Source organism: Micromonospora sp. NPDC005553, from assembly GCF_042871765.1.
Classification (GTDB): domain Bacteria; phylum Actinomycetota; class Actinomycetes; order Mycobacteriales; family Micromonosporaceae; genus Micromonospora.
Map to the genome: position 1 here is coordinate 621,209 of NZ_JBIAJD010000005.1, position 24,279 is coordinate 645,487.

Here is a 24,279-nt window from a genome sequence, read left to right on the forward strand (position 1 = left end):
TGTCATAGCAGTGGGGGCGACGGTAGGCGTCGCGCACGTCAACGAAAGAACCGACGAGAGCGCAGCAACCAGGATCGCAGCATGGCGAAGCTCGGGCACGGTGGCGCCCATGCTCGCCGTGACGGAGACGGACTGTCCGCGCGATCAACACTATGGTGCCGGCTGTTGCCGAGAGCCCGGAGCAGATCGCCCAAACCCGCACGACAAGCCGCTCCGCAGCTTTGCCCTGCCTCCCTCACGCGGGGATCTCCCAGGGCCGGTAGCTCGGCAGTCCCCTGCTGGAGGGAGGCGGTTCCCATCGCCGTGGGAGGTGCATGCGTTCCGGAAAGCGGACATTCGGTTCGGCCCTTCGATCTGACGACGAATGAGAAGCGGTGACTGATATGCCGGCTATCGCTCGACGGGTACGGCACTGGTGGGCCGGCTGGCCGCGGTGGTCCGGGACCGTCGCCGCCGTCGTGTTGACGGCGTACGGCCTCGCCTCGGCCGGTTGGTTCGCCGGCGGACCGTACGTCTTCGCCCGCCCGGCCAACCCGGACAACACCTTTCCCGACCACTGGCTGGCCGACCTGCCACCGGCCCTGGTCGAGGGCGTGACGCTGGGGTTTTGCGTCGTGCTGGTCGCCGCGCTGCTGCTCATGCGCCGGCGGGTCGCCGGGTGGGTGCGTCCGGTGCTGCTGGGCGTCGGCTGGCTGGCGGCGGCCTTCCTGGTGCTGGTGCTGCCGGGAACGCAGGCGCTGGACGCCATCCCCGGCCTCAATCTGCTCAACCTGGAACGGCTGGACTGGCCGACCGTCCATCTGGTGCTGCTCGCGTACACCGGATACGCCCTCGCCGCGGCCGCCCTGGCCTACGGCCGGGCCACCCGTGGCGGCTGCGAGAACTGTGGCCGGGACGGCGGCGCCGAGTGGTCGCGCCAACGATGGGCCGTGGTCGGCCAGGTCGCCTCAATCGCGGCGTTCCTCGCGCCGCTCGGCTACGCGACCGTCCGGCTGTGTTGGGCAGCCGGCATCCCGGTGGGCACCACCGAGGAGTTCCTCGACACGATCAACGAAGCCAACCCGGGCAACGGCACCATGCTGCTTGAGCTGATCCTGGCCGGCATGGCGCTCGGGGGCGGCGTCCTCTGTTTCGGGCTCACCCGGCCGTGGAGCCAGGTGTGGCCGCGCTGGGTGATGAGCCTGGCCGGTCAGCCGGTGCCCCACTGGTTTCCGGTGGCGTTGGCGACCGTGTGCGGCGCCGCTCTTTTCGGCTTCTGCACCCTGCTCGTCCCCGATCTGGTCCGGTTCGCCGCCGGCGAGCCGGTCTACTACACCGGGACCACGGTACGAACGAACTGGCTCTCCCATCTGCCTGCGGTCTCGCTGCTGCTGTGGGGCGCCCTCGTCCTGGTCTCAGCCGCCGCCTACCACTACCGCACACGGGAACGCTGCGCCCACTGCGGCAGCGGCGGTGACCATGGTCAGGGCCGGTAGCCGGACAGAAAGGTCCGGAAGCAGCCAGGCACGTTGTACAGGCGAATCAGCTCCTTCGCTGTTTCCGCACTCCAAACTGGGCGTGGGCCGATAGCTGGCTGGTCGCTGATGGGTATCTGCTTCGAGCGCTGCCTGATCATGCTGGGCCGGGCGGCAGGGGCATCAATCTCCAGCGACTCACCGGACATCGATCCGTAGTCGCGATGCTACGGAGCCGCCCCGCGCGGCCCGGACAACGACGGGTTGCCGACATGCAACCTGTCGTTGTCCGGCTCGGCAAGGTCGCTGCTGATCGGTCGTTACGTCGGGACGACCGTCAGACGGCGGTGCGGGACCACTGCTGGTTGGTGCCGGTGTTGCACGAATACTGCTTGATGACCACTCCGTCCGCGGTCGCCGCGGCCGGCACGTCGACGCATTTGTTGCTGTGTCGTGCCCGGAGCTGGAAGTAGGCGCCGTTGGTGAGCATCTGGAACTGCTGGTTGGCCCCGGTGCCGCAGGTGTACTGGACGAGCTCGGCGCCGTCGGCGGTCGACGCGTTGACCACGTCGAGGCACTTTCCGCTGTGCCGGCTGACGATGCGCCAGTAGCCGCTACCGGCGTCCTGGAACTGCCACTGCTGCCACGCACCACCGCCGTACGTGTACTGGCCGACGCGAGCGCCGTTGGCGGTGTTCGGCTGCTGGACGTCCATGGCCTTGCCACTGTGCCGTACGTCGATCCGGTAGAACGTCCCCGTCGACGGCGGAGGCGTCGTCGGGTCGCCGCCGCCGACGGTGTCGCCCCACGCGTACCGGATCCGGTCCGCCCCGGAGGTGTTGCGAACCGTCAGGTTGAGGTCGGTGCCGCTACCGCTCAACGCGAACATCGAGTACCAGTCGTAGCCGATGGTGCCGGTCTTACCACCCAGGGCAGGCCAGTACGTGCCACCCATCTGGTTGTCGCGCATGACCTGGGCCATGGCGCGGATGTAGCGCACGAAGTTGTCGCTGCTGCCCGCATCGGCGTAGTTACGGCCGTCGTTCATGGGCGCGCCGAACTCGGTCGCCACCGCGCGGGAGGCGCAGGTGCCGAGGCGGGCCTGGATGTGGCTGCGGAACGCGTCGTAGGTCATCGCCCCGTAGAAGAAGGCGTAATAGTGAAACGACAGCAGCGTCGCGTTGAAACGGCTGTCGTTGCAGATGTCACGCAGGTCCTGACTGAAACCGGTGCCGCCGATCAACACCCGGCCGGGCACCGCCGAGTAGTGGTAGGTCAGCCAGTTCGCGGCCACGTCGCGCCACTCCGCCGAGCTGTAGCCGTGCGGCTCGTTCATCGGCTCGAAGTACACATTGCTGTTCGAGCCGTACGCGTTCGTCACGGTCGACCACATCGCGTTCCACGCGGCCAGGTTCGTGATCCTGCCACCCGAGGCGGCACCGTCCTCCCAGTAGGCCAGGATGACCTTGAAACCACGGGCGGTGGCCGCGTCGATGGCACCCCGATACGCCTCCCACCACGCCGTCCCCACCGTGTGCGTGTTGATCGGCAGTCGGACCGTATTGACCCCCATGGTCGACGCCATATCGTCGTACAACGCGTTGGCCTTGGCCCGCACCGTCGCATTGCTGTCGGACGCGCTCAGGCCCTGCACGACGAGGGGGCCGGTCTTGAAGTTGTCACCCAACACAGCCCAGTTCATGCCGCGGAACTGGCTGGTCGCGGCAGTGGCCGGCGACGACACGACGACGACGATGCCAACCATCGCCGTCACCGCGCTCACCAGCGCGATCAGCAGACGGCGCAACCGGGTGCTCGGCAATACGTGTCCGTGGAACGACTTCCTCTGTGTCATGACATGTCCAATCGGTGTGGGTCACAGTCGGGGTTCAGCTGGTCACGCGGAAGGTGGCGTCCCGCATCGACGTCACTACAGGCCCAGGCCCCGCAGGGTCGGTACGGTCTGGCCCACCCAGGCCAGGTCGGCGTCCTCGCGTGCGCCCTGGGTGCGTTGTGTGCCGGCCAGGAACCACAGGAAGTAGGTGGTGTAGCCGGGTGCGCTGACGACGGTGTGGTAGCCCTCGGGCATCATCTGCATCACATGGTCACGGATGGTGACGTTCTCTTCGTACCCGTCGTCGGTGTAGACCCGGCTGATGCCGAAACCGTTCGCCGGGCTGACCCGGTAGTAGTACATCTCCTCGTGTGCGGCCTCGGCGGGCAGGTCGTCGACCTTGTGCCGGTGTGGCGGGTAGGTGCTCCAGTTACCCGAGGGCGTGTAGGTCTCGCCGACGATGAGCCGGCGGGCGGGCAGCTCCGGCTGGGAGATCTCGGTGAGGATCTGATGGTAGGTACGGCCGAAGTTGGCCGCCCCCCAACGGCCGCCCGCGACCTGCTCCGGCGCGATGACATAGGGGTCGGTGGCCAGCTCACTGGGCGCGCTCGGTAGGGCGATCTCCACGGCGGTGACGGCTTCGACGGTCACCGATGAGCCGGCCGGGAGGTAGACGGAGTGCGGCTTGCCGGAGAAGACGTCCGGGCGTTGGCCGACCTGCGGGAAGTCGCGGCCGGCGACGGTGAAGTTGGCCGTTCCACCGAGGATGACGGCAAGGATCTCCCGGTCCCCGGACTCGCCGGTCCAGGACTCGCCGGCCGACAGCCGCAGCAGGCTGAAGTCGAGCAGCCGGCAGGGATTGACGGGCAGCGTGTTCCGGCCGTCAGCGGCGGGAATGGTGCAGTGGTAGCGGTAGTCCATGGTCACCTTTCGGGATGTGGGGCGGAGCGGGTGGGTCGCGGGGTCACCAGGGGCTGACCCAGCCCGGAATGGTGGCGCGGGTGAGGGCTTCCAGGTAGAAGTAGTCGCCCCACAGGGTTCCCTCGTCGACGCCGACGTCCTTGGGTTTGTCGTAGACGCCGTGCAGGATCAGCGCGTTCGAGACCGGATGGCCGCCGGTGGAGTAGTGCTCGATGAGCGAACGCAGGATCTCGGTGGCGGCTGTCCGGTACCGGCCGGCGCGGGCCGGGTCGGTGAGGTTGTCGGCGAGTTCGAGCAGGCCGCAGACGGCGATGGCCGCGGCCGAGCTGTCCCGCTCCTGGCCGCTGCCGTCGCCGAACTCCAGGTCCCAGTAGGCGACGTGGTCGTCGGGCAGGTGGGCGAGGAAACGGTCGGCGCAGGTCATCGCGGCGGCGAGCAGCGCGGGATCGCCGATGTGCCGGTGGTTGAGGCTGAACCCGTAGATGCCCCAGGCCTGCCCTCGGGCCCAGCAGGAGTGGTCCGCGTGGCCCTGCTCGGTCTCGCCCCGCAGTGGCACCCCGCTGTCCGGGTCCCAGTAGAAGGTGTGGAAGGTGGTGCCGTCCGGACGCAGGATGTGCTGGCGCAGTTGCGCGGTGTGCCGGCGGGCCGCGGCGGCGTAGCGGTCGTCGCCGGTGGTCTGGCTGGCCCAGAAGAGCAGCGGCGTGTTCATCAGGCTGTCGATGATGGTGCGGCCCCGTTGGCGGGGGTCGTTCAGGTCGCCCCAGGCCTGGATGATTCCGGCGGGTTCGAGGACGCGCGTCATCAGGTGGTCGGCGGCGGCGAGAGCCGCGCCCCGGGCCCGCGGGTCGCCGGTCCGGCGGGCCGGGGTGACGCAGGAGAGCGTGTAGAGGAACCCGAGGTCGTGGGTGTCCAGGTCGATGCCGTGGGCCACCCGATCCGCGAAGCTGTCCACGTGCGACAGTGCGGCCCGCAGGTGGCGGTCGTCCCCGGTCAGGTCGTGGGCCAGCCAGAGCTGGCCGGGCCAGAAGCTGGTGGTCCAGCCGACGTTGGCGCCCTCGGGTTGGCCAGCACTCGGTGGCCGGAGCAGGTAGCGGTTGGCGTCGGTGGTGTCCCCGGGGTACCCGTCGCCGAAGGCGACGATGTTCGCGTCGACGGTACGTATCGCGGCGGCCACCGCGGCCGCCGTGGCCTCTGCGTCGGGACTGGAACGGACGTCGGTCGCCGTCATGGATGCTGTTCTCCCTCGTGGGTCCGGTCCGGTGCCGGGCAGGCGTGTCATCGGCGCCCCGGCTCGGTGGCCGGAACGTGGTGGTCAGATCGGCCGGGGTGCGGCCGTCGGCGGGTCGAGGACGGCGCGCAGGGTGAAGCGGCTGTTGGCCCACACGACATAGAGCAGCGGCGCGGCGGCGAGGCCGAGCGCGATCGCGGGGCGGGCCGCCAGAAGCTGGGCGAGCAGCGTGAGCACGAGCAGCGACGCGGCGGTGAGGTACCACCGGCGTACCGCCAGATACACGCAGGTGCGGGCCACCTCGCGCAGCGGCGCGTCGGGTCGCTCGGCGACGGTCACCAACCCGAGCAGCGCGGTCGCGACGGTGAGGACGATCAGGGTCGCCAGCACCGGCAGGGCGAGTGCTCCGACCCGGTGGCCCCACGCGGCGCGGGCGTCGACGGCGAGCACCACCAGGGCAGTCATGGCCGCCGCCGTCCAGAGCATCGCCGGCCGGGCGGTGGCTCGCCAGGCGCGGCCGTAGGTGCGCAGCACGCCGCCGGTGTCGCCGGCCGAGTAGGCGGACATGACCGCGAAGGCCGCACAGAGCCCCGGCGCACAGAGCGGGGCGGTCAGCGCGTACAGGGGCCAGGACCGCGCCGTGTCGGTGGTGAACGCGAGCGTCACCAGGGGCAGGCAACCGAGCACCAGCAGGAGGTTGCTGACGAGCGCGACGTGGATCCCGTCGAAGACGGCGGTGATGGTGTGGTGGCGCGAACGCATGGGCATCAACCCTTCAGTCCGGTCGAGGCGACGCCCTCGATGAAGTAGCGCTGGCCGAGCAGGAAGATGACAGCGACGGGCAGCACGGACAGCACCGAGCCCGTCATGATCAGCGCGTACTCGGCGTTGTACTGGGAGATGAAGGTGTTCAGCCCCAACTGGACGGTGCGCAGCTCCGGGCTGCGCAGGTAGATCAGTGGGCCGAGGTAGTCGTTCCAGGTGGTCGTGAACGTCAGCAGGGCCAGGCTGGCCAGCGCCGGCCGGGACAACGGCAGAATGATCCGTCGGTAGATGCCGTACTCGCTGAGCCCGTCGACCCGCGCCGCTTCGCTGAGCTCCTCGGGGATCGTCTCGTAGAACTGCTTCATCAGGAACACGCCGATCGCGCCAAACGCCTGGATCGCGACGATCGACCACAGCGTGTTCGACAGGTGCAGCTTCGACATGAGGATGAACTGCGGGATCATGTACGACTGCCAGGGCACCGCGATCGTCCCGACGTACGCCAGGAAGAGCAGGTTGCGGCCGGGGAAGCGGACGCGGGCGAAGCCGTAAGCCGCGAAGCTGCCGGTGAACACCTGTAGGAAGGTGACGATCACCGACAGCAGCAGGGTGTTCCCCAACCACGTCGTCAGGTCCGAGCGCTGCCAGATGTCGACGTAGTTCCGCCACACCACGGGATCGGGCAGCCAGGTGATCGGGATGGTGAAGACGTCGTTGTTGGTCTTCAACGACGCCACCACCATCCAGAAGAACGGCAGCAGCAGCCCGGCCGCCGCGAGCACGAGAGCGGCGTACCCGACGAGCCGCCCGCCCCGGGACCGGACCGGTCGGCGGGGGGCGCTGCGATTGCCGGGCGCGGCGATGGCCGGGACGGGCGTGGCGAGGTCGGTAGCGGTCATCAGCTGTTCCTCCGCTTGTTGACCATGAACTGGATGACCGTGATGCCGAAGCAGATGGCGAACAGGACGATGGAGACCGCCGAGGCGTAGCCGAACTGGTTCTCCTCGAAGCCCTTCTGGTAGATGTACTGCGAGAGCACAAGTGTCGATTGGCCCGGTCCGCCGCCGGTCATCACGAGGATCAGGTCGAAGACCTTGAAGCTTTCGATGGTGAGCAGCACCGTGACGAAGAAGGTCGTGGTTCGTAAGCCGGGGAGGGTCACGTGCACGAACCGCTGCCACGGTGTGGCGCCGTCGGTCTCCGCCGCCTCGTAGAGCTGGGACGGGATGGTCTGCAGGCCGGCCAGGAACAGCAGCATGTAATAGCCCATGTAGCGCCAGGTGCCGACGATGATGACCGCCGGCATCGACCAGGTCGCCGACGCGGTCCAGCCCGGCGGATCGTCCACCCCGACGGCACCGAGGAGAGCGTTGATCGGGCCGTACTCCGGACTGAAGAGCTGGTTCCACACGACCGCGATCGCCACGATCGAGGTGATGTAGGGGAAGAAGGCGATGGTACGGAAGAACCGTACGCCGCGCAGTTTGCGGTTGAGGAGCAGCGCCAGCCCGAGTGCTGCCGCGAGGGTCAGCGGGATGTGGAAGACGGCGTAGTAGACGGTGTTGCGCAGTGCCGTCCAGAAGCTCGCGTCATCCCACATTCGCCGGAAGTTGGCGGTGCCGGTCCACTCGGCCACCCCGAAGACGTTCCAGTTGGTGAAGGCCACGTAGAACAGCACGACGACGGGTAGCAGGGTGAGCGCGGCGAAGCCGATGAAGTTGGGAAGGATGAACGACCACCCGGCGACCGTGTTGCGCGACACCAGCCGCCGGTTCCTGGGTGTCGTACGCGGCAATGTTGCCATAGGGAGTCTCCGGAAGCGTTCAGCATGGCGGCGGGACCGGCGTGCGGCTCAGGCCCGCCGGTCCCGCCATCAGCTCACTGGTTGAGGACTTCGTTCTTGGCGCGGGTCTGCGCCTTGCTCAGCTCCCCGTCGACACCCTTGCTGTCGGAGAGGATCGCCGAGTGCGTCTCGTTGAGCAGGTTCTGCAGGCCGGCGGTGTGCTTCGACACCGGGTTCTCCGGCTTGACGGTGTGCTTGGCGTAGGCGAACTTCGACAGGTCGTCCTGCGGTACACCGTCCAGCCCGAACAGCGTCGCGGTGACCGCGTCGGTGATCTGGGCCGGGGTGATGCCGATCCCGGCCAGGGCCTTGCCGGCATCCGTGCCGGCCGCGTACTGGAGGAACGCCTTGGCCGCGGCGGTCTTGGACTTGCTGATCTTCGGGTTGATCCCCAACCCGGTTGGGTCACCGAAGGTGACAGGTGTGGCGGAGGTGCCGGTGGTGGACTTGTCGAACTGCGGTGCCGGTGCGATTCCCCACTGGAACGTGTCGGCGTCACCGCTCTTTCGCTGGTTGAGCAGCGTGGCCACGTACCAGGTGCCCATCAGCAGCATCGCCGACTGCTGCTTGCCGAACTGCGCCTGGTAGGTGAGTTTGTTGGTCTTCGCGGTGCCGAAGGTCGGCTGCGCGCCGGCCGCCTGCAGGTCCAGTGACCGCTCGTAGTACGGCTTCAGGTAGCCGAAGTCCCCGGAGAGCAGGTCCGCGTTGGGGGTCTGGGCGAGCGCAAATCCCTGCACTGTCGACTGGAAGGTGTGCTGGTACGCGCCTGTCGCGTTCGAGCCGGCCGCCTTCAGTCCGGTATGCAGTCGCTTCGTCGCGTCGGTGTAGTCGTCCCAGGTCCAACTGCCGTCCGGCGGCGCCACCTTCGCCTTCGCGAACAGATCCTTGTTGTAGAACAACACCCACGAATCCTGCCGGTACGGCACCGCGTACGCCTTGCCGTCCACCTGGTACGACGCGAGCGCCGGGACCGAGCCGAGATCGGAGGTGACGTCGGAGACGTCGAGCAGCTGACCACCGCTCTGGTACGTGTAGAAGTTCTTGAGGTTCTTCATGACGTAGACGTCCGGGGCGGTGCCGGCGGCCAGGTCCGTGATCATCTGGGTGTCGTAGTCGTTGCCTGGGGCGTACTCCTTGAGCTCCACCGTCACGTTCGGGTGGGTCGCCTTGAACCCGTCCGCGAGCGTCTTGAACTCCGGCGTGGACGACAGGCTCCAGCCGGCCAGGGTGATGGTCACCGGGGCGTTGGGGTCGACTGGCTCGTCTCCGCCCCCGCAACCGGCGAGAACAAGCGTCAGGGCCGTCGCAGCGCTGATGACGGCCGGTATCGCACGCTTCATCCCTTTCTCCTTAGGTCAGGGGCCCGGACGGGCCCGCACTGCTACCAGGCCACCGGGTGGGCCCGGCATACTCCGTGTCCAGACGGGTCGACGTGCTGATCCCGTCGGGCCAGTCGACCGACAGGTGAAGGCCGTGGCCGTCCTCGTCGACCACGGCCTGGCATGCCCGCCCGGCCGTGGCCATCGGCATCCTGGACAACTCGGTGAAGGTGGCGACCCATGCGCGCGGCCGGACAGGGTGGTCCAGCCAGGGCACGACCAGCCCGCCGGCCAGGGGCCCGCCGTGCGGGACGGCGGTGGCGCCGGCCGTTCCGCCGCCGTGCACGCTCTCCAGCACGCTGGTCAGGCCGGCGCCGGTCACGGCCGCCACACCGCCATTGAGGTCAGCCGTCGCATCTCCGGCAACGGCCCAGCCGCCGATACGCAGCCGCAGCGCAACCGCCTCGACGCCGTCGGCGAGGCCGTCAACGCGGGTCAGACGCAGCTCCCAGGGGCCGCGGACCAGCGAGTACACCGTGAGGTGCCCGGCCGGTCGGGACTGGCCCAGGAGGCCGCCGCCGTGATCGCGCTGACCCGGATCCGGGTCGACCCAGTGGGCGAGGGCACGTGACCCGGCCACACCCACGCCGTTGGTGTCGACGTGGACGGTCAGCAGGCGCATGCCGGCGCGGTGGGTGGCCCGACCCGCGTCGTCGACGAGAGTGACTGACTGGTCGAGCGGACTGGCCCAGCCGCCGTCGTCGAGGACCGGGGTGGTGGCTGTGGAGTAGCCCAGTCGGGCGTAGAGCGGGGAATCTGAGACGGTGGCACCCTCGACGGCGTGGTCGGTGCCGTGGTTGACGACGCGGACGATGCCGTCGGCACGGGTGCCGGAGACCAGCCAGCCGGGCGCGGGTATCGCCCGCAGCGTGTCCTGCTCCTGCACCGGCAGGGGCTCCTCGGGGATCGTCCAGACCGGATGGTCGGCGGGTAGCGCGATGCCGAGTAGGCCCTTGCTGGCCCAGTACGGCGAGCCCGGCCCGGAGTACGACTGCGCGAGTCGCGGCCACGGCCCGTGCCAGCCGACGGTGAGCAGGCCCCGTTCGTCCAGGGCGCCGTTGGCGACGAAGTGGCGCACGATGCGGGTGGCCGCGCCGCGCAACCGGCCGAGGCTGACCGAGGGCACGCCGGCGATGGCGCCGACCCAGAACGGCGCCGCCGCGGCGAAGCGGTAGGTCAGGCTTCGCCCCTGGATCAACGGCGATCCGTCAGCGCCCACGAGCGCGACCGCGTCGGCGAGGAAGCGGTCGAGGCCGGCAAGGTCCCGCTCGCGGCGCTGCTCGGCGAGGTCGGCGGCGCCGGCCATCCTGGCCCACAGCGTCGGGTAGAGGTGCAGGGCCCAGCCCACGTAGTGGTCGTAGGCGCGGTCCGGCCCGTCGGACATCCAGCCGTCTCCGCGGACGAAGCCGTCGTGCGTACGCAGGTCCTCGTTCATCTCGTCGAGCGAGTGCGGCCCGCCCACCGAACGCAGGAACGTCTGAACGACCAGTCGGAACCAGACCCAGTTGATCCGTGGGTACGTGTCGTCGCCGACCGCCGGGCGCAGATAGTCCACCACCCGCTCCCGCACAGCGGACGGCAACCGGTCCCAGATCCACGGGCGGGTCAGGTCCAGGACCAGCGCGATGGAGGCAGCCTCCACCTTGGCCTGGGGGTGCTCGTCCAGGCGCACCCAGCGGTCCGGAGAACTCGGGTCGGTGCCAGCGGCGATGCCGGCCGCGTACCTGTCAACAAGTTCGTCCACGCCCACGCCCTGGGCACCCGCGATGCGGAAGCCGGCCAGCAGGAAGGTGCGGGCGAACCCCTCCAGGCCGTCGACGGCCCGTCCGTAACCGCCCTTCGGCCCGGGAAACGTGACGAGGGCGTGCCCGGGCGACGCGAACGGCCGGGCGGCGGCGAGCATCCGATCGGCGAGGGTCAACCAGTCATCCCGGTGCCAGGTCGCGGCGGCGGGGGCACAGGGGTTCGTCCCCGGTGCCAGCCGGCCGGCCGTCCCGAACGTCATCCGAGGTCCTGTCGCATCGAGCCGTCTCCGTGGAATGTGGCGAGCGGGGCGTTGCCCATGAATGTGACGTACAGACATCCGCCGGGTTTCCGAAGTAAAACGCTCACAACAGAGCAAGTCAATGCTGTCCGCAAACGAATGCGGCCAGAACCGATCATGAGAGCGCACAACCCCACTTCAACGCGCCCAGCGCTCTGATACGATCACAATCGCTCATAGCCGCTCTACCGTCCGAGGAGTCATGACCGTCGCAGACCGCCTCGCGGACCCGCTGGCTGCGGTGTGGCACGGTCACCGGACGGAACCGCCGGCACGGGTGCTCACGTCGCCGGACGACGCCGGAGACCTCGACCCAGCGCCGTGCGCCGCGACGACCCGGCGGAGCACGACTCCTATGCTCTTCGACAGATGGGGCGATCAGCCGATCCGGCTCGCGATCAACGTCACCGCGTCCGACCCGGCCGGCGAGTTCGTCCGCACCCTGCAAGAGCTCCCGCCGCACGAAGCGTTCCCCGGAGGTCCCCCATGACCAAGGACAGTCCTGTCGTCACCACGGCGGAGGGCTCCCGGGGGCCGCTTCAGGTCGCCCGCCGCCAGCAACTGTTGGCAGCCCTGCAACGGGACGGCTCGATGCGCATCTCTGACCTGTCCCACGTGCTGGGCGCCGCGCCGGTCACCATCCGGCGCGACATCGCGGAGCTGGCCGCCGAGGGGTTGGTTCGCCGCGTCCACGGTGGGGTCTCCCTGATCCTGCCGGACGACGCCCCGGCAGCAGACGAGGCACCTGCCGCCGGCCTGGACCCGCTGGTCGGGCGCGCCCTCGGCATGCTCGTGCCCTCGTTGGACTACTACTGGCCGGACGTGGCTCGCGGCGTCGAGGGGGCAGCCCGCGAGCTCGACATGCGCGTGGTGCTGCGCGGCTCCTCCTACGACACCGAGGACGACCAGCCGCAACTGGCCCGCCTCGTGGAGCGGATGGGCGTCGACGCGCTCATCATCGCGCCGAGCATGGACGCCCCGAGCGCCGAGCGCACCATCGAATGGCTCGACCAGGTCGGCCTCCCGGTCGTCCTGCTGGAACGCACCGCTTCGGTAGGCAGCCACCACGCGGTCATGGAGTCGGTGGTCACCGACCACGCACTCGGTGCAGCCATGGCGGTACGCCACCTCACCTCGCTCGGACACCGCAAGGTCGGCCTGGTGCTCGACGCCGACAGCCCCACCAGCCAGCACGTACGGCGCGGCTGGCTCGACGCCACGACCGAGTGCGGCCTCGATTCGGACGCCACGGTGGTGGCTGTGGTGCCCGACGCACGGTCACCGGAGCGCGACACCGTACTCAACGACGTCCTCGACCGGTGCCAGGCGACCGGGACGACGGCACTGCTGGTGCACGCCGACGCCGAGGCCATCGCGCTGGTGCAGCACTGCGAGGAGCGGCACCTTTCCGTTCCCGGCGACCTCTCCATCGTGGCGTACGACGACGAGGTCGCCGGTCTCTTCAGCCCGCCGCTGACCGCGGTCCGACCGCCGCGACGCTCGATCGGACGGGCCGCCGTGCGTCTCGTCGCCGACCGGCTCATCGATCCCGACCGCCCCACTCACCGGATCGTCATCAGCCCGTCACTGCGGATCCGGGAGTCGACCGCGCCCCCACCCGTGTAGGCGGTAGCCCCCGGTCCGGAACGTTCAGACAGGGCAAGCCAGGGTGATCTGGACCGTTCACCTGGCGCGGGCGGGTCGGCACGTGAGCGCATCGCTACTTGAGTCAGCGAATCCAGAGGGAAGAGTCCGTGCCCGCGTGCGAAGTCCCGTCACCGGCACCGCGCCGACGTCTGCGCCGGACCGATCCGCCTCGCTTGTGGCCGACCGCCCGCGCAGGCTCCTCACCGAAGTGCCACGCACCACCGTCAAACCGATCGCCCGGTTCAAGGTGCGTAAGCCGGAGCCCCACGACAGCGAACGGGCGGTCAGGTCGAGTCGGAGGTCACCGTAGGGGCGGCCTCCGCATGGCGTCACACGGTACGGGCTCTGGAGCAGGCCGCGCGTTCCCTACCGGACCCGCCCGACGACCTCACGGAACTGGTTCGGCGGGCCGATGAGACTCGTGACGGCTTCTACCGCGCCGCGCGGGGCAGCCTCGGTGTCCGCGGCGGCACCGTTGACCAGGTGCGGCGGCCAGCCGAAAATCGTGTGCTGGCCATTCGCCTCCAACGCAGGTCCATGACACGAGCACTTCGCGGCAGATCCGGACGGTGGCCAGCGAACCCGGCTGCCGCTCTGTCGATGCCTGTGACACGGTGCAGATCCCCGCCCCCACTCCGAGCGCCCAGATGACGATCTACTTCTACGGTGCCGACGAGGTTCCGTACGGCTGCTTCTCCAACTTCTCCGGCCACGGCTTCGACCTCGACGGCCACTGGTGGACGACCTCCGAGCACTATTTCCAGGCCCAGAAGTTTCCCGGTACCCGCCACGCCGAACTCATCCGTCGGACGGCGACCCCGTTGCGGGCCGCCGAGCTGGGCCGCGACCGGTCCCGGCCGCTGCGCCGTGTTCGGGTCCGACTCGCGAACTCCTTGACGCCCACCTCGTCGCCCAGCAGCCGGACGCGGCCTACACGCTCACCGATCTGGGCCGTGGCGCCTACCAGGCATTGCGTCCGCTTGTTCGCTGGTCCGAAGCGTGGGCCTCAGCCCTGAGCGAGGACGGCGAGAACTGAACCGCGAAGCATCACCTCTGGCGCTTCGGAAATCGAATCGCTACTGTGCTTCTGAATCCGAAGCCCTGGAGGGTGGCCATGGCTCGCATCTCGACGCTCGAACCGCCGTTCGCGCCGGACGTGGCGGCACAACTCGCCACGATGATGCCGGTCGGGATGCCTCCCATCGGCCTGTTCCGGACGTTCGCCAAGAATTTGCCGATGACCACCGCGATGAGCAACTGGGGCAGGTACGAACTCGGCCGTGACCTGACCCTGACACTCCGCGAGCGGGAGATTGTCATCCTGCGCACCTGCGCGCGCTGCGGCTGCGAATACGAGTGGGGCGTCCATGTGATGGTCTTCGCCGACCGGGCCGGACTCACGCCGGCCGAGGTCACCTCGCTCACCTGCGGTTCCCCTGACGATCCGAGCTGGACGGCCGGCCGCGAAGCCACACTCATCCGGATGGTGGATGCCCTGCACGACTCGTCCGACGTCGACGACGAGCTGTGGCGATGCGCGCAGGAACTGCTCGACGAGCGGCAACTGCTCGACGTGCTCCTCCTGTGCGGGTGGTACCACGCGATCTGCTTCGCCGCCCGCACCGCACGCGTCGACCTCGAGCGCGGCGCTCCCCGCTTCGCCGACATCACGGCCGCCTGATGGCTGGCCCACCTATGGCAGTGGTGAACGCCTGCACCCGCGACGGCCAAGGCGGCAGCCCCACCGCGGTCATGATCGACGACGCTACCCTCACCGACGACGACCGGCACGCCATCACCTGTAGGACCGGCACCTCCCACACCGCGTTCATCGACACCAGCACAGCGGACACGCCCACGGTGCGCTTCTTCACCAGCGCCGGGGAACTCACGAACTGCGGCCATGGCACCATCGCCGCGGCAAGCCGTCCTGCTGCACCGCAGCTCGTCGTTGGCACCGACCACGCCGTCTCCGCGAGGCCGTTGTTCTCAACCGCCGGTCCCACCGCGATGTCGCCGAACTGTCCGGCAATCTCATCGCTCTCCGCATGCTTAACTGGCTGGGACCAGATCCACGTCTCCACGCATCGTTCGCTCACCCAACCCGCTCGGCTGCGCCCAGCATGAGCAGTTGCTCAGCGCGATCGAGCAGGGCCACGACGACGACGCCGAGCGCATCGCCCACGAACACATCCTCGATGCGTACGACAACACCGGCCAGGAAGGCTGAGCGCATGGCACGAGCGCACCACTACTCCACTGTCGTCACCTGGACCGGCAACCGCGGCACGGGCACCAGCGGCTACCGCGACTACGGCCGCGACCACGAGGTGAGCACGGCCGGTCCCGCCTCGATCGCCGGCAGCTCCGACCTGGCGTTCCGTGGTGACAAGTCCCGATGGAACCCGGAACAACTTCTCCTCGCCGCACTCTCCCAGTGCCACATGCTGTCCTACCTGCACACGTGCGCCGACGCCGGCGTCGTCGTCACCGGATACGTTGACCGGGCCGCTGGCGTGATGATCGAAAACGCTGGAACGGGGCAATTCACCGAGGCCGTACTACGACCCGAGGTCACCGTCGCATCGCCGGACATGGCCGAGGCAGCCAGCCGACTGCACGACGTCGCACACCACAACTGCTTCATCGCCAACTCGGTCAACTTTCCCGTACGCCACGAGCCGAACGTGACCGTCGTCGGTGCCTCGGCAGTACCTGCCACGTAACCGGCCCGGCGCGCCATCGGACACGCCGACCTGGCAACTGTGCAACGCACGCTCACGCAGGGGGCCAATGCTCGCTATGAGCGTCGCCGACGAGAACGATAACCTCGTGCATGGAGACCAATGTGGCGCTGGCCGGCGGCGTTATCACCGCCAAATGCCCAATGTTGAGTGCCCTCTTCTGCCGCGAATCGACCACTATGCAGGGTTGCGGTTGTCTCGAGAGGCGCAGGCGCAGGCGTACGGCCCGAAGCGTTCCGGCAGGTCACGCCACGGCGCACCTGTGCGCAGCTTCCACAGGATCCCAATGATGACCTGCCGGTGATCCCGCCACCGCCCCCTCGAACCGCCCGGCTCGGGAAGTAGCGGCGCGATCAACGCCCACGCCTCATCGGTCAACTCACCACGACGTACCACCGGCACATCGTCAACGATCAACCACTACAAGATCGGCAGGACACGCCCTAGAAGAGTGCACCGGCCCGCGTCGGTCTGCCGCCTCAGGCGAGGATTGCGTCATGGCACACCCACCCGAGGACGTTGGCGTCGTCGGCGTCGATCACCCCGATCGCCACCGCGCGGGCCAGAACGAACTCGGGATGGTCCCACGGCTGCAGCGGGGTACGCGGCCCGGGCGGCTCACTGTCGAAAGGTTCGGTGGTGACGTCGGCGTATCGCACCTTCAGGCCCGCCCGCCCAGCAGCATCGAGCAAGCAAGCGAAAGAGGATCCCGGTTGGTCGACGTCCACCCGGCGCATCAGACGGTCCCAGAAGGTCCCCAGAATCTCCGCGTCGATATCATCGCTGTCGCCACGGTAACCCCGCGCCAGCCACCGGCCAAGGCCCGCAGGCCGGGCATCGCGAGGCCGACGGCCCCCAACCCCCAGCCAGGGCCGTCTTTGCGCGAGCGGACGACGAGTTCCCGCCAGATCAGGTTGCGTACCTCTCGGGAAGTGTCCCGGTCGAGGAGGTACCGCTTCAGCTCGTACAGGGACATCAGGCGGTCCGGGCAGCCGTCGAACTGGAGAGTCGTGGGCGGGTGGACGAGCAGGTCGAAGGCGCGCTGGGCGAAGTCCAGCGGAGATTCGGCCACTCGGAGAAGGAAGGCATCGCGATACTCCCGGTGTGCGGCGGGCTGCCGCCAGCTGCGGTAGCTCTCGAAGCTCATCCACATCCTTCCAGCCTGCCCATGGGACAAAGCCATCTCAGATGTCACCTATCGGTGCAGCAGACCCCTTTGATGCGTTACAAGATGGGTTCACTTGAAGCGTCATACTTACGCGGCTGAGGCACAAACCCAGATCGACAGTCGTGCCTACGATCGCAACGTGAACCCGACCCGTCGCAGGCAGTTCGATCACCTCGGTACCGCCAGGCGCGAGCTCCTCTCCTGGGCAGCTGCCAACGAGGTACCGCTTACGCGCGTGGAGTTCGTCGTCCCGTTTGTCCCGACCGACTCCGACACGGCGGTGTGGCTGTTCTTCGACACCCACGCCAACGTGGCACGCTGCGCCAGCAACGGCGTCACGGCAAGACTCGAACAAGAATTCCGGACGATCCTCACCCGTAGCGGATATCCCGCCGAATGGCTCGCCGGTACCTCGTTCTACGTTGACTCCCACGAGAACGTTGAACGCAACTACAAAGGTAGCTACTTCTACCGCCTGCGATAGAAGTAGCACCCGCGCTGCAGCCGCCGTCAGGCGCGCACAACCGAGATCGTGGAGCCGGACCTCGCCCGCTGACCTACGCCACGTACGAGACGCTGAGCCGCCTCTACATCGTTAGGGGCCTCAGCTCCAAGCGACTCGACGGACGGCTGTCAGTACGAGACGTTCAGGCCTAGCTCAACAAGGTCGCGAAGACCTGCCAGTGCTGCGCGGCTGGCCGGTGCTGCCAGGACCTTCCTGCGGCTCGCACCATCAAGGAAATCCGCGCCGCCCTCCGCTCGGCACTCTCTCAGGCCGAAGTGAGTAGCGGAAGGAAATCATCGGCGGAGCGGTGTAGTCGCAGGAGATACCCGGACCCGGTCGGGGCAGGGCGGTCGAGGACGAACTCCTCGACTCCCGCAGTCTGGTGCTGGTGGATGCGGTCCGCGACGGCACCCGGGTCGCCGAGCAGGGTGGTTGCTTCAGGATCGTCCTGGCGGCTTGCGGAATCGACCGTGGTGGAGATGCGCAGGGAGATCCCGAGGTGTCGCTCCGGAGCGAGCCGGGTCAGCTCCGTCCGGGCTTGACTATGCGGGCCGACGACACCGCCGAGCGGGTACGGGCTGACGGCGATGGCGTGCCAGCCGTCGCCGTAGCGCGCTGCCCGATTCAACGCCGCCCGACTGCCGCCCCCGACGACAATCGGGATACCACCCGGCCGGGCCGGTATTGGCGAGAAAATGATGCCGCGTCTGCTGCGCCAACTCGGCGCGCAGCGCACTGCGGTTCGACCCGGGCGACCGGCGTTCCTGCCCGCGCCGGCTCCGCGCAACGCGGTGCTGCGGCGGCTGTTGCTGGTCCGTCCAGACGCGATCCTTCACTGGCGCAGGCGATTCCGGCCCCGCGCCGCCGTGCGGTGTTCCCGGCCGAAGCGCCCGGATCGCAGTTCCTAGCCAGGCGCCAGCTGCCGGAACAGCTCCCCTTCCTCAACAAGCCGATAGAGGCGCAGGGGAGATCACGCCCAAGTTCTCCGAAATCGCCCGCCGTCAGGAAGTCCAGCAGCGACCACACCACGCCGATGCAGTACGCCTACCAGGTAATTCATGGCGGAGGCAACCAAGATCGGCTCGCAGGTCACCCGAGTTAAGGATTCCAGCAGCGCCCCACACGCCACCACATCGAGCCAAACAATAGATTGAGGGTTTCCGCAAGTCACTGACCTGCGGAAACCCTCACGCTGTCGGGACGGCCGGATTCGAACCGACGACCCCTTGACCCCCAGTCAAGTGCGCTACCAAGCTGCGCCACGTCCCGCCCCCGCGCGGTTTCCCCCGCGGCAGCCGGTACAGCTTAGCGCAGCAGCCCCGACTCCTTCGCACAGGCCCCACCGCGACTGCGACCCGACTGAACCACCGCACAACCCCTAGAGCGTCCTAGGAGGGTGGGGTTGGGAAGACGAATGCCGGATGGGCAGGAGCGCCCATCCGGCATTCGCGGAGCAGAACGGCAGAACGGCAGAACGGCAGAACGGCAGAACGGCAGAACGGCAGAACGGCAGAACGGCAGAACGGGAACGCGTCAGCCGTGCGCCTTGCCTCGGCCGCCGGGGCCGAGCTTCTTACGCGGGCGGACGGAGATCTCGATGGGGCTGCCCTCGTACCCGAATTCCTCGCGGAGCTTGCGCTCGACGAAGCGCTGGTAGCCGGCGTCGAGCGGGCCGGTGGTGAAGAGCACGAACCGTGGCGGCGCCACGCCGGCCTGCGTCGCGAACAGGATCCGCGGCGCCCGCCCACCACGTACCGGGTGGGGGGTGGCCTGCACCAGCGCGGTCAGCCACTGGTTCAGGTGCGCGGTTGGCACCCGGGTTTCCCAGCTGGCCAGCGCCTTGTTCAGGGCCGGGGCAAGCTTGTCCACGGCACGCCCGGTCATCGCCGACAGGTTCAGCCGGATCGCCCAGGGGATGCGGCGCAACTCCCGGTCGATCTCCTTGTCCAGGTAGTACCGACGGTCGGCGTCGACCAGGTCCCACTTGTTGAACGCGATGACCAGCGCCCGACCCGATTCGGTCACCATCGACAGGATCCGCTGGTCCTGCTCGCTGATCGGTTCGCTGGAGTCCAGCAGCACCACGGCCACCTCGGCGGCCTCGATCGCGCCGGCGGTCCGCAGGCTGGCGTAGTACTCGGTGCCGCTGGCCTTGCCGACCCGCTTGCGCAGCCCGGCCGTGTCGACCAGTTGCCAGGTCTGACCGCCGATCTCGACCAGGCTGTCCACCGGGTCCACTGTGGTGCCCGCCACCGAGTCGACGACCGCCCGCTCCTCACCGGAGAACCGGTTCAGCAGGCTGGACTTGCCGACGTTCGGCCGCCCGACCAGCGCCACCCGGCGCGGCCCACGCGGACGGTTCTCCACGATCGCCGGTGCCTCCGGCAGCGCGGCGAGGATGGCGTCCAACAGGTCGCCGGAGCCGCGCCCGTGCAGGGCGGACACCGGGAACGGCTCACCGAGGCCAAGCGACCACAGCGAGGTGGCCTCCATCTCGATGGAGTTGTTGTCGGCCTTATTCGCCACCAGGATCACCGGCTTGGCGCTGCGCCGCAGCATCTTCACCGCGGCCTCGTCCACGTCGGTGGAGCCCACCATCGCGTCGACCACGAAGAGCACCACGTCGGCGGTGACGACCGCCGTCTCGGCCTGCGCCGCGATGGCCGCGGCCCGGTCCTTCGCGTCCGGCTCCCAGCCGCCGGTGTCCACCACTGTGAACGCCCGGCCGTTCCACTGCGCGTCGTACGGGACCCGGTCGCGGGTCACGCCGGGGACGTCCTCGACGACCGCCTGCCGGCGGCCGATGATCCGGTTGACCAGCGTCGACTTACCGACGTTGGGGCGACCGACGACGGCCACCACCGGCTGCGGGCCGCTCGGTTCCTCGACGGCGACGTCGGGCTCCCGCAACTCGACCCACCCACCACCATCGCTACTCATGCCGCTCCTCCGCTTCGCTCCGGAGCGTCATGAGACACGACGGCACTGAGCCCGATGATTCGCTCGCTACGCTCGCTCATGCCACGCCCCGCTCGGTGAGCATGTCGCGCAGCCGCGCCACGACCTCGTCGATGCCCAGCTCGGTGGTGTCCAGGACCACCGCGTCGGGCGCCTGGGTCAGCGGGTTGACCTTGCGGGTCGAGTCGAGATGGTCCCGCCGGGCCAGATCGGCGGCCGTGGCCGCCACGTCGGCGGCGTCCTCGGCGCTGCGCCGGGCGGCACGGGCCGCCTCGGAGGCGGTCAGGAAGACCTTCAGGTCGGCGTCCGGCGCCACGACCGAGCCGATGTCGCGACCCTCGACCACCATCCGACCAGCGTTGGCGATCATCTCGCGCTGCCGGTTGACGAGCAGCTCACGGACAGCCGGCATGGCGGCGACAGCGGAAACCGCGCCGGTCACCTCGACGCCACGGATGTCGGCATCCACGCCGACCCCGTCGATGGTCACGGCGTACCCCTGCGGGTGGGTGCCGATGCGCAGGTTGACCTCGCCGGCGACCTTCGCCACCGACGCGGTATCGGTGAGATCCACGCCGGAGCGCAGCACGGCCCACGTGATCGCCCGGTACATCGCCCCGGTGTCCAGGTAGCGCGCACCGATGCTCGCGGCGAGGCGCCGCGACACGGTGGACTTACCCGACCCGGACGGCCCGTCCACAGCGACCACACATCGCCCGGTCCGTACGTTTTCCTCCACCGTGTCCTCCTCAGCCCGTACCTCGCGGATCGCCCGGTGATCTGGCGCCGCAAGCGGTTGTCAATCGTCATCAATCATGCCCGGGTCCATTAGCGGACCTGCGCGCGACGCCGCCGGAGGCGACCCACGCCACCCGGGCGGCCGCGTCCCGGCCATCGGTGGAGCCTACCGGCTGCCGTACCCCGAACTCGGGGGTCAGTCACCCACCGCGTTGAACAGGGCGGCGACCTCGGCGTTGGTCAACCGCCGGATCCGTCCGGTCCGCAGTTCACCCAGCCGGATAGGACCGATCGAGGTACGCACCAGCCGGGTGACAGGGTGCCCGACCTCCTCCATCAGCCGTCGGACGATGTGCTTGCGGCCTTCGTGCAGGCTCAGCTCCACCTGGGCGGATTTACCCAGAGTGTCCACCACCTTGAACGAGTCGACCTTGACCGGCCCGTCCTCCAGCTCGACGCCGGCCAGCAGCCGCTTGCTCAGGTTGCGCGGGATCGGCCCGACCACCTCGGCGAGATAGGTCTTCAGCACCTCGTACGAGGGGTGCATGAGCTTGTGCGCGAGGGTGCCGTCGTTGGTGAGCAGCAGCAGGCCCTCACTGTCCGCGTCGAGCCGCCCCACGTGGTAGACCCGCTGCTCCACCCGGTTGCCGATGAACTCGGCCAGCTCGTTACGCCCCTTGTCGTCAGCCATGGAGGTGACCACCCCGCGCGGCTTGTTCATCGCCACGTAGACCAGGCGAATGTCGACCTGGAGGCGCTCCCCGTCCACGTGGATCACGGAGGTGGCCGGGTCGACCTTGTCGCCGAGCTTGGCGACCCGCCCGTCCACGGTGACCCGGCGTCGGAAGATCAGGTCCTCACAGGCGCGCCGGGAACCCACGCCGGCGGCGGCGAGCACCTTCTGCAGGCGCTCAGCCCCCTCGTAGACGGGCGCGTCGGGTTTCGGGGAACGGTTATCGGGTCGCATCAGCAAGCTCTTCTACGTCGTCGGGCAGGAAGGGTGCGAGGGGCGGCAGCTCGTCGACGGTGTTCAGCCCGAGCTTCTCCAGGAACAACGTGGTGGTCCGGTAGAGGAACGCCCCACTGTCCGTTTCGGTGCCGCACTCCTCGATGAGGCCACGGGTGACCAGCGTACGGATGACCCCGTCGCAGTTCACACCCCGGATGGCTGAGATTCGCGAACGGGTCACCGGCTGCTTGTACGCAACCACAGCGAGCGTCTCCAGCGCCGCCTGGGTCAGCCGCACGGACTGCCCGTCCAACACGAACCGCTCAACGTAGGTAGCGTATTCCGGCCGGGTGTACAGCCGCCACCCGCCCGCCGCCCGCCGCAGCTCGAATCCGTGCCCGGCCGCGGTGTAACCGGCGGCGATCTCGTCGAGCATCGGCCCGACCCGCTCGGCGGGCTGCTCCAGCACCTGGGCCAGCACCAGCTCGCTGACCGGCTCGTCGACGACCAGCAGAATCGCCTCCAACGCGCCGCGCAGCTCAGGGTCGGACAGCTCGGGCGCGGGCTCCGGCACGACCGTCGCCCGCCGCCGTCCCGCCAACTGCCGCCGGGGTACGCCCGCAGCGTCACCCGACTCCCCCACCGTGCCGTCCGTCACCCCACCGAGGTCCGGGCGCGCCGAGCCCCCGTCGTCCGCAGCCGCCTCACCGCGATCTGGCTCACCCGGGCCCATCTCGTCGGCGGCCACCTCAAGGGAATCGGGCCCACCTGCGGCCACCTCGACAGGACGTGGCTCACCCGGGTCCGCGTCGTCTGCTCCCCGCCCATCCGGGTCAACCTGCGCAGAGCCCGGCGCGACCACGTCCGGCTCGGCGGCTTCTGGCTCCGGTCCGGGCGCTGCCGCAGCGGGCTCGTCGGTCTCCGGTGACGCGGCTGACCCGTCCGGCTCCGTGGGAGTGTCGGCGGCGGTCGGGCGGGGACGGTCCCACGGGGGCACCCAGGCGGCGGCCTGGTCGGCCAGCGAGTCCCGACGTTGCTCGTCACTCATCCCGCGCACCCTCCGTCGTTCCCGTCCCGTCCGGCCCGCCGGCCTCCCCCGTCGGCACAAGGTCAGCCCCCGCCGGGTCAAACTCAGCCCTAGCCGGCTCAGGCGTACTCCCCGCAAGCCCAGGCCCCGCCGGGTCAAGCTCTGCCCCCGCCGGTTCAGGCCCCGGTGACTCCGGGTCGGCCGGGGCTCCGGCGTACTCGTCGACGTGCAGCTCGGTGTCGCCGTCGGTCGGGCCGGTCCACCGCACTGTCAGCTCCTCCAGGGCCTGCTCCTGCACGAACGACACCAGGCCCTCCCGGTACAGCTCCAGCAGCGCGAGGAACCGGGCCACCACCTCCAGGGTGGCCTCGCAGTCGGCGCAGAGCAGCGAGAACGTGGCGGTGCCGGCCCGGCGCAGCCGGGCGGCGAGTATCGCCGCGTGTTCCCGGACACTGACCCGGACCATGTGCACGTGGGCGATGGAGACCTCCGGCACCGGCTTCGGGGTCATCGCCTTCACGGCCAGCTTCAGCAGCCGCTGGGGGCCGATGCCGAGCACCAGGTCGGGCAGCGCCTCGGCGTAGCGGGCCTCCAGGCTGACGGCGCGCGGGTAGCGTCGGCCGCCGACGGCCTCCAGCTCGGCGATGTGCGCCGCCGCCTCCTTGTACGCCTTGTACTGCAACAGCCGGGCGAAGAGCAGGTCCCGTGCCTCCAGCAGGGCGAGGTCGGCCTCGTCCTCAACCTCGGCGGCGGGCAGCAGCCGGGCGGCCTTCAGGTCGAGCAGGGTGGCGGCGATGAGCAGGAACTCGCTGGCCTCGTCCAGGTCCCAGTTGTCGCCCATCGCCCTGATGTAGGCGATGAACTCGTCGGTGACCGTGTGCAGGGCCACCTCGGTGACGTCGAGTTTGTGCTTGCCGATCAGTTGCAGCAGCAGGTCGAACGGGCCGGTGAAGTTGGCCAGCCGCACCGTGAACCCGGTGGCAGCGGGATCGACCGGCGGCACACCGTCGACCACGGCCGCGTCGGCGGTCTCGGGTGGGTCGAGGGGTGGCGCGGTCACCGGACGACCGTAGTC

Annotated in this window: 24 protein-coding genes, 1 tRNA gene and 2 pseudogenes; 9 read left to right on the forward strand and 18 right to left on the reverse strand. The window is 69.1% G+C overall.

What is annotated here, in order from left to right; genetic code table 11:
* Nucleotides 1-374: 374 nt before the first annotated feature.
* A complete protein-coding gene (locus ACFYPG_RS23720; protein WP_387353899.1) occupies nt 375-1,475 on the forward strand; it encodes a hypothetical protein in 1,101 nt (366 codons plus the stop codon).
* Nucleotides 1,476-1,791: 316 nt separating this feature from the next.
* Here ACFYPG_RS23720 and ACFYPG_RS23725 read toward each other — a convergent pair whose 3' ends face one another.
* The 8 genes from ACFYPG_RS23725 to ACFYPG_RS23760 form a co-directional block, all read right to left on the reverse strand.
* Nucleotides 1,792-3,309: an RICIN domain-containing protein gene (locus tag ACFYPG_RS23725; protein ID WP_387353900.1), complete on the reverse strand. Its 1,518-nt coding sequence runs from the start codon at nt 3,307-3,309 to the stop codon at nt 1,792-1,794.
* 75 nt (nt 3,310-3,384) lie between these two features.
* Nucleotides 3,385-4,209: a 5-deoxy-glucuronate isomerase gene (iolB, locus tag ACFYPG_RS23730; protein WP_387353901.1), complete on the reverse strand. Its 825-nt coding sequence runs from the start codon at nt 4,207-4,209 to the stop codon at nt 3,385-3,387.
* A gap of 43 nt (nt 4,210-4,252) precedes the next feature.
* Entirely contained in the window at nt 4,253-5,437 is a 1,185-nt protein-coding gene (locus ACFYPG_RS23735; protein WP_355008476.1) for a glycoside hydrolase family 88 protein, read from the reverse strand.
* Nucleotides 5,438-5,521: 84 nt separating this feature from the next.
* Nucleotides 5,522-6,199: a hypothetical protein gene (locus ACFYPG_RS23740; protein WP_387353902.1), complete on the reverse strand. Its 678-nt coding sequence runs from the start codon at nt 6,197-6,199 to the stop codon at nt 5,522-5,524.
* A gap of 5 nt (nt 6,200-6,204) precedes the next feature.
* Nucleotides 6,205-7,101 carry a carbohydrate ABC transporter permease gene (locus ACFYPG_RS23745; protein ID WP_387353903.1) on the reverse strand — a complete coding sequence of 299 codons (897 nt, stop codon included), beginning with the start codon at nt 7,099-7,101 and terminating at the stop codon, nt 6,205-6,207.
* Nucleotides 7,101-8,006, reverse strand: a complete 906-nt coding sequence (locus tag ACFYPG_RS23750; RefSeq protein ID WP_355008473.1) for a sugar ABC transporter permease — start codon at nt 8,004-8,006, stop codon at nt 7,101-7,103. Before ACFYPG_RS23750 ends, ACFYPG_RS23745 begins: the two co-directional genes overlap by 1 nt.
* Before the next feature lie 74 nt (nt 8,007-8,080).
* Nucleotides 8,081-9,385 carry an extracellular solute-binding protein gene (locus tag ACFYPG_RS23755; protein WP_355008472.1) on the reverse strand — a complete coding sequence of 435 codons (1,305 nt, stop codon included), beginning with the start codon at nt 9,383-9,385 and terminating at the stop codon, nt 8,081-8,083.
* 10 nt (nt 9,386-9,395) lie between these two features.
* Nucleotides 9,396-11,429, reverse strand: a complete 2,034-nt coding sequence (locus tag ACFYPG_RS23760; protein ID WP_387353904.1) for a DUF2264 domain-containing protein — start codon at nt 11,427-11,429, stop codon at nt 9,396-9,398.
* A gap of 241 nt (nt 11,430-11,670) precedes the next feature.
* Between ACFYPG_RS23760 and ACFYPG_RS23765 the strand changes: the two genes are divergently transcribed.
* From ACFYPG_RS23765 to ACFYPG_RS23790, 6 genes are all read left to right on the forward strand, one after another.
* Entirely contained in the window at nt 11,671-11,958 is a 288-nt protein-coding gene (locus ACFYPG_RS23765) for a hypothetical protein (protein WP_387353905.1), read from the forward strand.
* Nucleotides 11,955-13,094, forward strand: coding sequence for a substrate-binding domain-containing protein (locus ACFYPG_RS23770; RefSeq protein ID WP_387353906.1), 1,140 nt, complete (start codon nt 11,955-11,957; stop codon nt 13,092-13,094). Before ACFYPG_RS23765 ends, ACFYPG_RS23770 begins: the two co-directional genes overlap by 4 nt.
* A 590-nt stretch (nt 13,095-13,684) precedes the next feature.
* Nucleotides 13,685-14,131, forward strand: a complete 447-nt coding sequence (locus ACFYPG_RS23775) for an NADAR family protein (RefSeq protein ID WP_387353907.1) — start codon at nt 13,685-13,687, stop codon at nt 14,129-14,131.
* A gap of 221 nt (nt 14,132-14,352) precedes the next feature.
* Nucleotides 14,353-14,796 carry a carboxymuconolactone decarboxylase family protein gene (locus ACFYPG_RS23780; RefSeq protein WP_387353908.1) on the forward strand — a complete coding sequence of 148 codons (444 nt, stop codon included), beginning with the start codon at nt 14,353-14,355 and terminating at the stop codon, nt 14,794-14,796.
* A gap of 71 nt (nt 14,797-14,867) precedes the next feature.
* Entirely contained in the window at nt 14,868-15,242 is a 375-nt protein-coding gene (locus ACFYPG_RS23785) for a PhzF family phenazine biosynthesis protein (protein ID WP_387353945.1), read from the forward strand.
* 107 nt (nt 15,243-15,349) lie between these two features.
* On the forward strand, nt 15,350-15,841 hold the full coding sequence (locus tag ACFYPG_RS23790) for an OsmC family protein (RefSeq protein WP_355008464.1): 492 nt from the start codon (nt 15,350-15,352) through the stop codon (nt 15,839-15,841).
* A gap of 243 nt (nt 15,842-16,084) precedes the next feature.
* Here the strand turns inward: ACFYPG_RS23790 and ACFYPG_RS23795 are convergent.
* The 3 genes and pseudogenes from ACFYPG_RS23795 to ACFYPG_RS23805 form a co-directional block, all read right to left on the reverse strand.
* Nucleotides 16,085-16,255 (reverse strand): annotated as a pseudogene (locus tag ACFYPG_RS23795) (transposase); the annotation flags it as partial.
* Nucleotides 16,256-16,338: 83 nt separating this feature from the next.
* Nucleotides 16,339-16,596: a hypothetical protein gene (locus ACFYPG_RS23800; protein ID WP_387353909.1), complete on the reverse strand. Its 258-nt coding sequence runs from the start codon at nt 16,594-16,596 to the stop codon at nt 16,339-16,341.
* On the reverse strand, nt 16,596-17,006 hold the full coding sequence (locus ACFYPG_RS23805) for a hypothetical protein (RefSeq protein WP_387353910.1): 411 nt from the start codon (nt 17,004-17,006) through the stop codon (nt 16,596-16,598). Before ACFYPG_RS23805 ends, ACFYPG_RS23800 begins: the two co-directional genes overlap by 1 nt.
* 160 nt (nt 17,007-17,166) lie before the next feature.
* Between ACFYPG_RS23805 and ACFYPG_RS23810 the strand changes: the two genes are divergently transcribed.
* Together ACFYPG_RS23810 and ACFYPG_RS23815 are read left to right on the forward strand one after the other, a co-directional pair.
* Entirely contained in the window at nt 17,167-17,511 is a 345-nt protein-coding gene (locus ACFYPG_RS23810; protein ID WP_387353911.1) for a hypothetical protein, read from the forward strand.
* A 42-nt stretch (nt 17,512-17,553) separates the two neighbouring features.
* A pseudogene (locus ACFYPG_RS23815) lies at nt 17,554-17,810 on the forward strand (site-specific integrase); the annotation flags it as partial.
* Here ACFYPG_RS23815 and ACFYPG_RS23820 read toward each other — a convergent pair.
* The 7 genes from ACFYPG_RS23820 to ACFYPG_RS23850 form a co-directional block, all read right to left on the reverse strand.
* The gene (locus ACFYPG_RS23820; protein ID WP_387353912.1) at nt 17,798-18,160 is read right to left on the reverse strand and encodes a hypothetical protein; all 363 of its coding nucleotides are present in this window, start codon (nt 18,158-18,160) and stop codon (nt 17,798-17,800) included. The pseudogene ACFYPG_RS23815 and the gene ACFYPG_RS23820 overlap by 13 nt on opposite strands.
* A gap of 567 nt (nt 18,161-18,727) precedes the next feature.
* Nucleotides 18,728-18,801: transfer RNA gene (locus ACFYPG_RS23825), tRNA-Pro, on the reverse strand.
* A 264-nt stretch (nt 18,802-19,065) separates the two neighbouring features.
* Nucleotides 19,066-20,472 carry a ribosome biogenesis GTPase Der gene (der, locus tag ACFYPG_RS23830; RefSeq protein WP_347664889.1) on the reverse strand — a complete coding sequence of 469 codons (1,407 nt, stop codon included), beginning with the start codon at nt 20,470-20,472 and terminating at the stop codon, nt 19,066-19,068.
* 76 nt (nt 20,473-20,548) lie between these two features.
* Nucleotides 20,549-21,229, reverse strand: coding sequence for a (d)CMP kinase (gene cmk, locus ACFYPG_RS23835; RefSeq protein WP_387353913.1), 681 nt, complete (start codon nt 21,227-21,229; stop codon nt 20,549-20,551).
* Nucleotides 21,230-21,424: 195 nt separating this feature from the next.
* Nucleotides 21,425-22,195 carry a pseudouridine synthase gene (locus tag ACFYPG_RS23840; protein ID WP_238659881.1) on the reverse strand — a complete coding sequence of 257 codons (771 nt, stop codon included), beginning with the start codon at nt 22,193-22,195 and terminating at the stop codon, nt 21,425-21,427.
* Nucleotides 22,182-23,225: an SMC-Scp complex subunit ScpB gene (gene scpB, locus ACFYPG_RS23845; RefSeq protein WP_387353914.1), complete on the reverse strand. Its 1,044-nt coding sequence runs from the start codon at nt 23,223-23,225 to the stop codon at nt 22,182-22,184. Before scpB ends, ACFYPG_RS23840 begins: the two co-directional genes overlap by 14 nt.
* Complete coding sequence (locus tag ACFYPG_RS23850; RefSeq protein WP_355008453.1) at nt 23,218-24,264, reverse strand: segregation/condensation protein A; 1,047 nt, start codon at nt 24,262-24,264, stop codon at nt 23,218-23,220. The genes scpB and ACFYPG_RS23850 overlap by 8 nt, the downstream gene beginning before the upstream one ends.
* Between the last annotated feature and the right edge of the window lie 15 nt (nt 24,265-24,279).

Bases quoted from the DNA above. Each gene is read 5' to 3' on its own strand.
- ACFYPG_RS23725 (WP_387353900.1), bottom strand. From the start codon at position 3,309: ATGACACAGAGGAAGTCGTTCCACGGACACGTATTGCCGAGCACCCGG.
- iolB (WP_387353901.1), bottom strand. From the start codon at position 4,209: ATGGACTACCGCTACCACTGCACCATTCCCGCCGCTGACGGCCGGAAC.
- ACFYPG_RS23735 (WP_355008476.1), bottom strand. From the start codon at position 5,437: ATGACGGCGACCGACGTCCGTTCCAGTCCCGACGCAGAGGCCACGGCG.
- ACFYPG_RS23740 (WP_387353902.1), bottom strand. From the start codon at position 6,199: ATGCGTTCGCGCCACCACACCATCACCGCCGTCTTCGACGGGATCCAC.
- ACFYPG_RS23745 (WP_387353903.1), bottom strand. From the start codon at position 7,101: ATGACCGCTACCGACCTCGCCACGCCCGTCCCGGCCATCGCCGCGCCC.
- ACFYPG_RS23750 (WP_355008473.1), bottom strand. From the start codon at position 8,006: ATGGCAACATTGCCGCGTACGACACCCAGGAACCGGCGGCTGGTGTCG.
- ACFYPG_RS23755 (WP_355008472.1), bottom strand. From the start codon at position 9,385: ATGAAGCGTGCGATACCGGCCGTCATCAGCGCTGCGACGGCCCTGACG.
- ACFYPG_RS23760 (WP_387353904.1), bottom strand. From the start codon at position 11,429: ATGACGTTCGGGACGGCCGGCCGGCTGGCACCGGGGACGAACCCCTGT.
- ACFYPG_RS23765 (WP_387353905.1), top strand. From the start codon at position 11,671: ATGACCGTCGCAGACCGCCTCGCGGACCCGCTGGCTGCGGTGTGGCAC.
- ACFYPG_RS23770 (WP_387353906.1), top strand. From the start codon at position 11,955: ATGACCAAGGACAGTCCTGTCGTCACCACGGCGGAGGGCTCCCGGGGG.
- ACFYPG_RS23780 (WP_387353908.1), top strand. From the start codon at position 14,353: ATGACCACCGCGATGAGCAACTGGGGCAGGTACGAACTCGGCCGTGAC.
- ACFYPG_RS23785 (WP_387353945.1), top strand. From the start codon at position 14,868: ATGATCGACGACGCTACCCTCACCGACGACGACCGGCACGCCATCACC.
- ACFYPG_RS23790 (WP_355008464.1), top strand. From the start codon at position 15,350: ATGGCACGAGCGCACCACTACTCCACTGTCGTCACCTGGACCGGCAAC.
- ACFYPG_RS23800 (WP_387353909.1), bottom strand. From the start codon at position 16,596: ATGCGCCGGGTGGACGTCGACCAACCGGGATCCTCTTTCGCTTGCTTG.
- ACFYPG_RS23805 (WP_387353910.1), bottom strand. From the start codon at position 17,006: ATGAGCTTCGAGAGCTACCGCAGCTGGCGGCAGCCCGCCGCACACCGG.
- der (WP_347664889.1), bottom strand. From the start codon at position 20,472: ATGAGTAGCGATGGTGGTGGGTGGGTCGAGTTGCGGGAGCCCGACGTC.
- ACFYPG_RS23840 (WP_238659881.1), bottom strand. From the start codon at position 22,195: ATGCGACCCGATAACCGTTCCCCGAAACCCGACGCGCCCGTCTACGAG.
- scpB (WP_387353914.1), bottom strand. From the start codon at position 23,225: ATGAGTGACGAGCAACGTCGGGACTCGCTGGCCGACCAGGCCGCCGCC.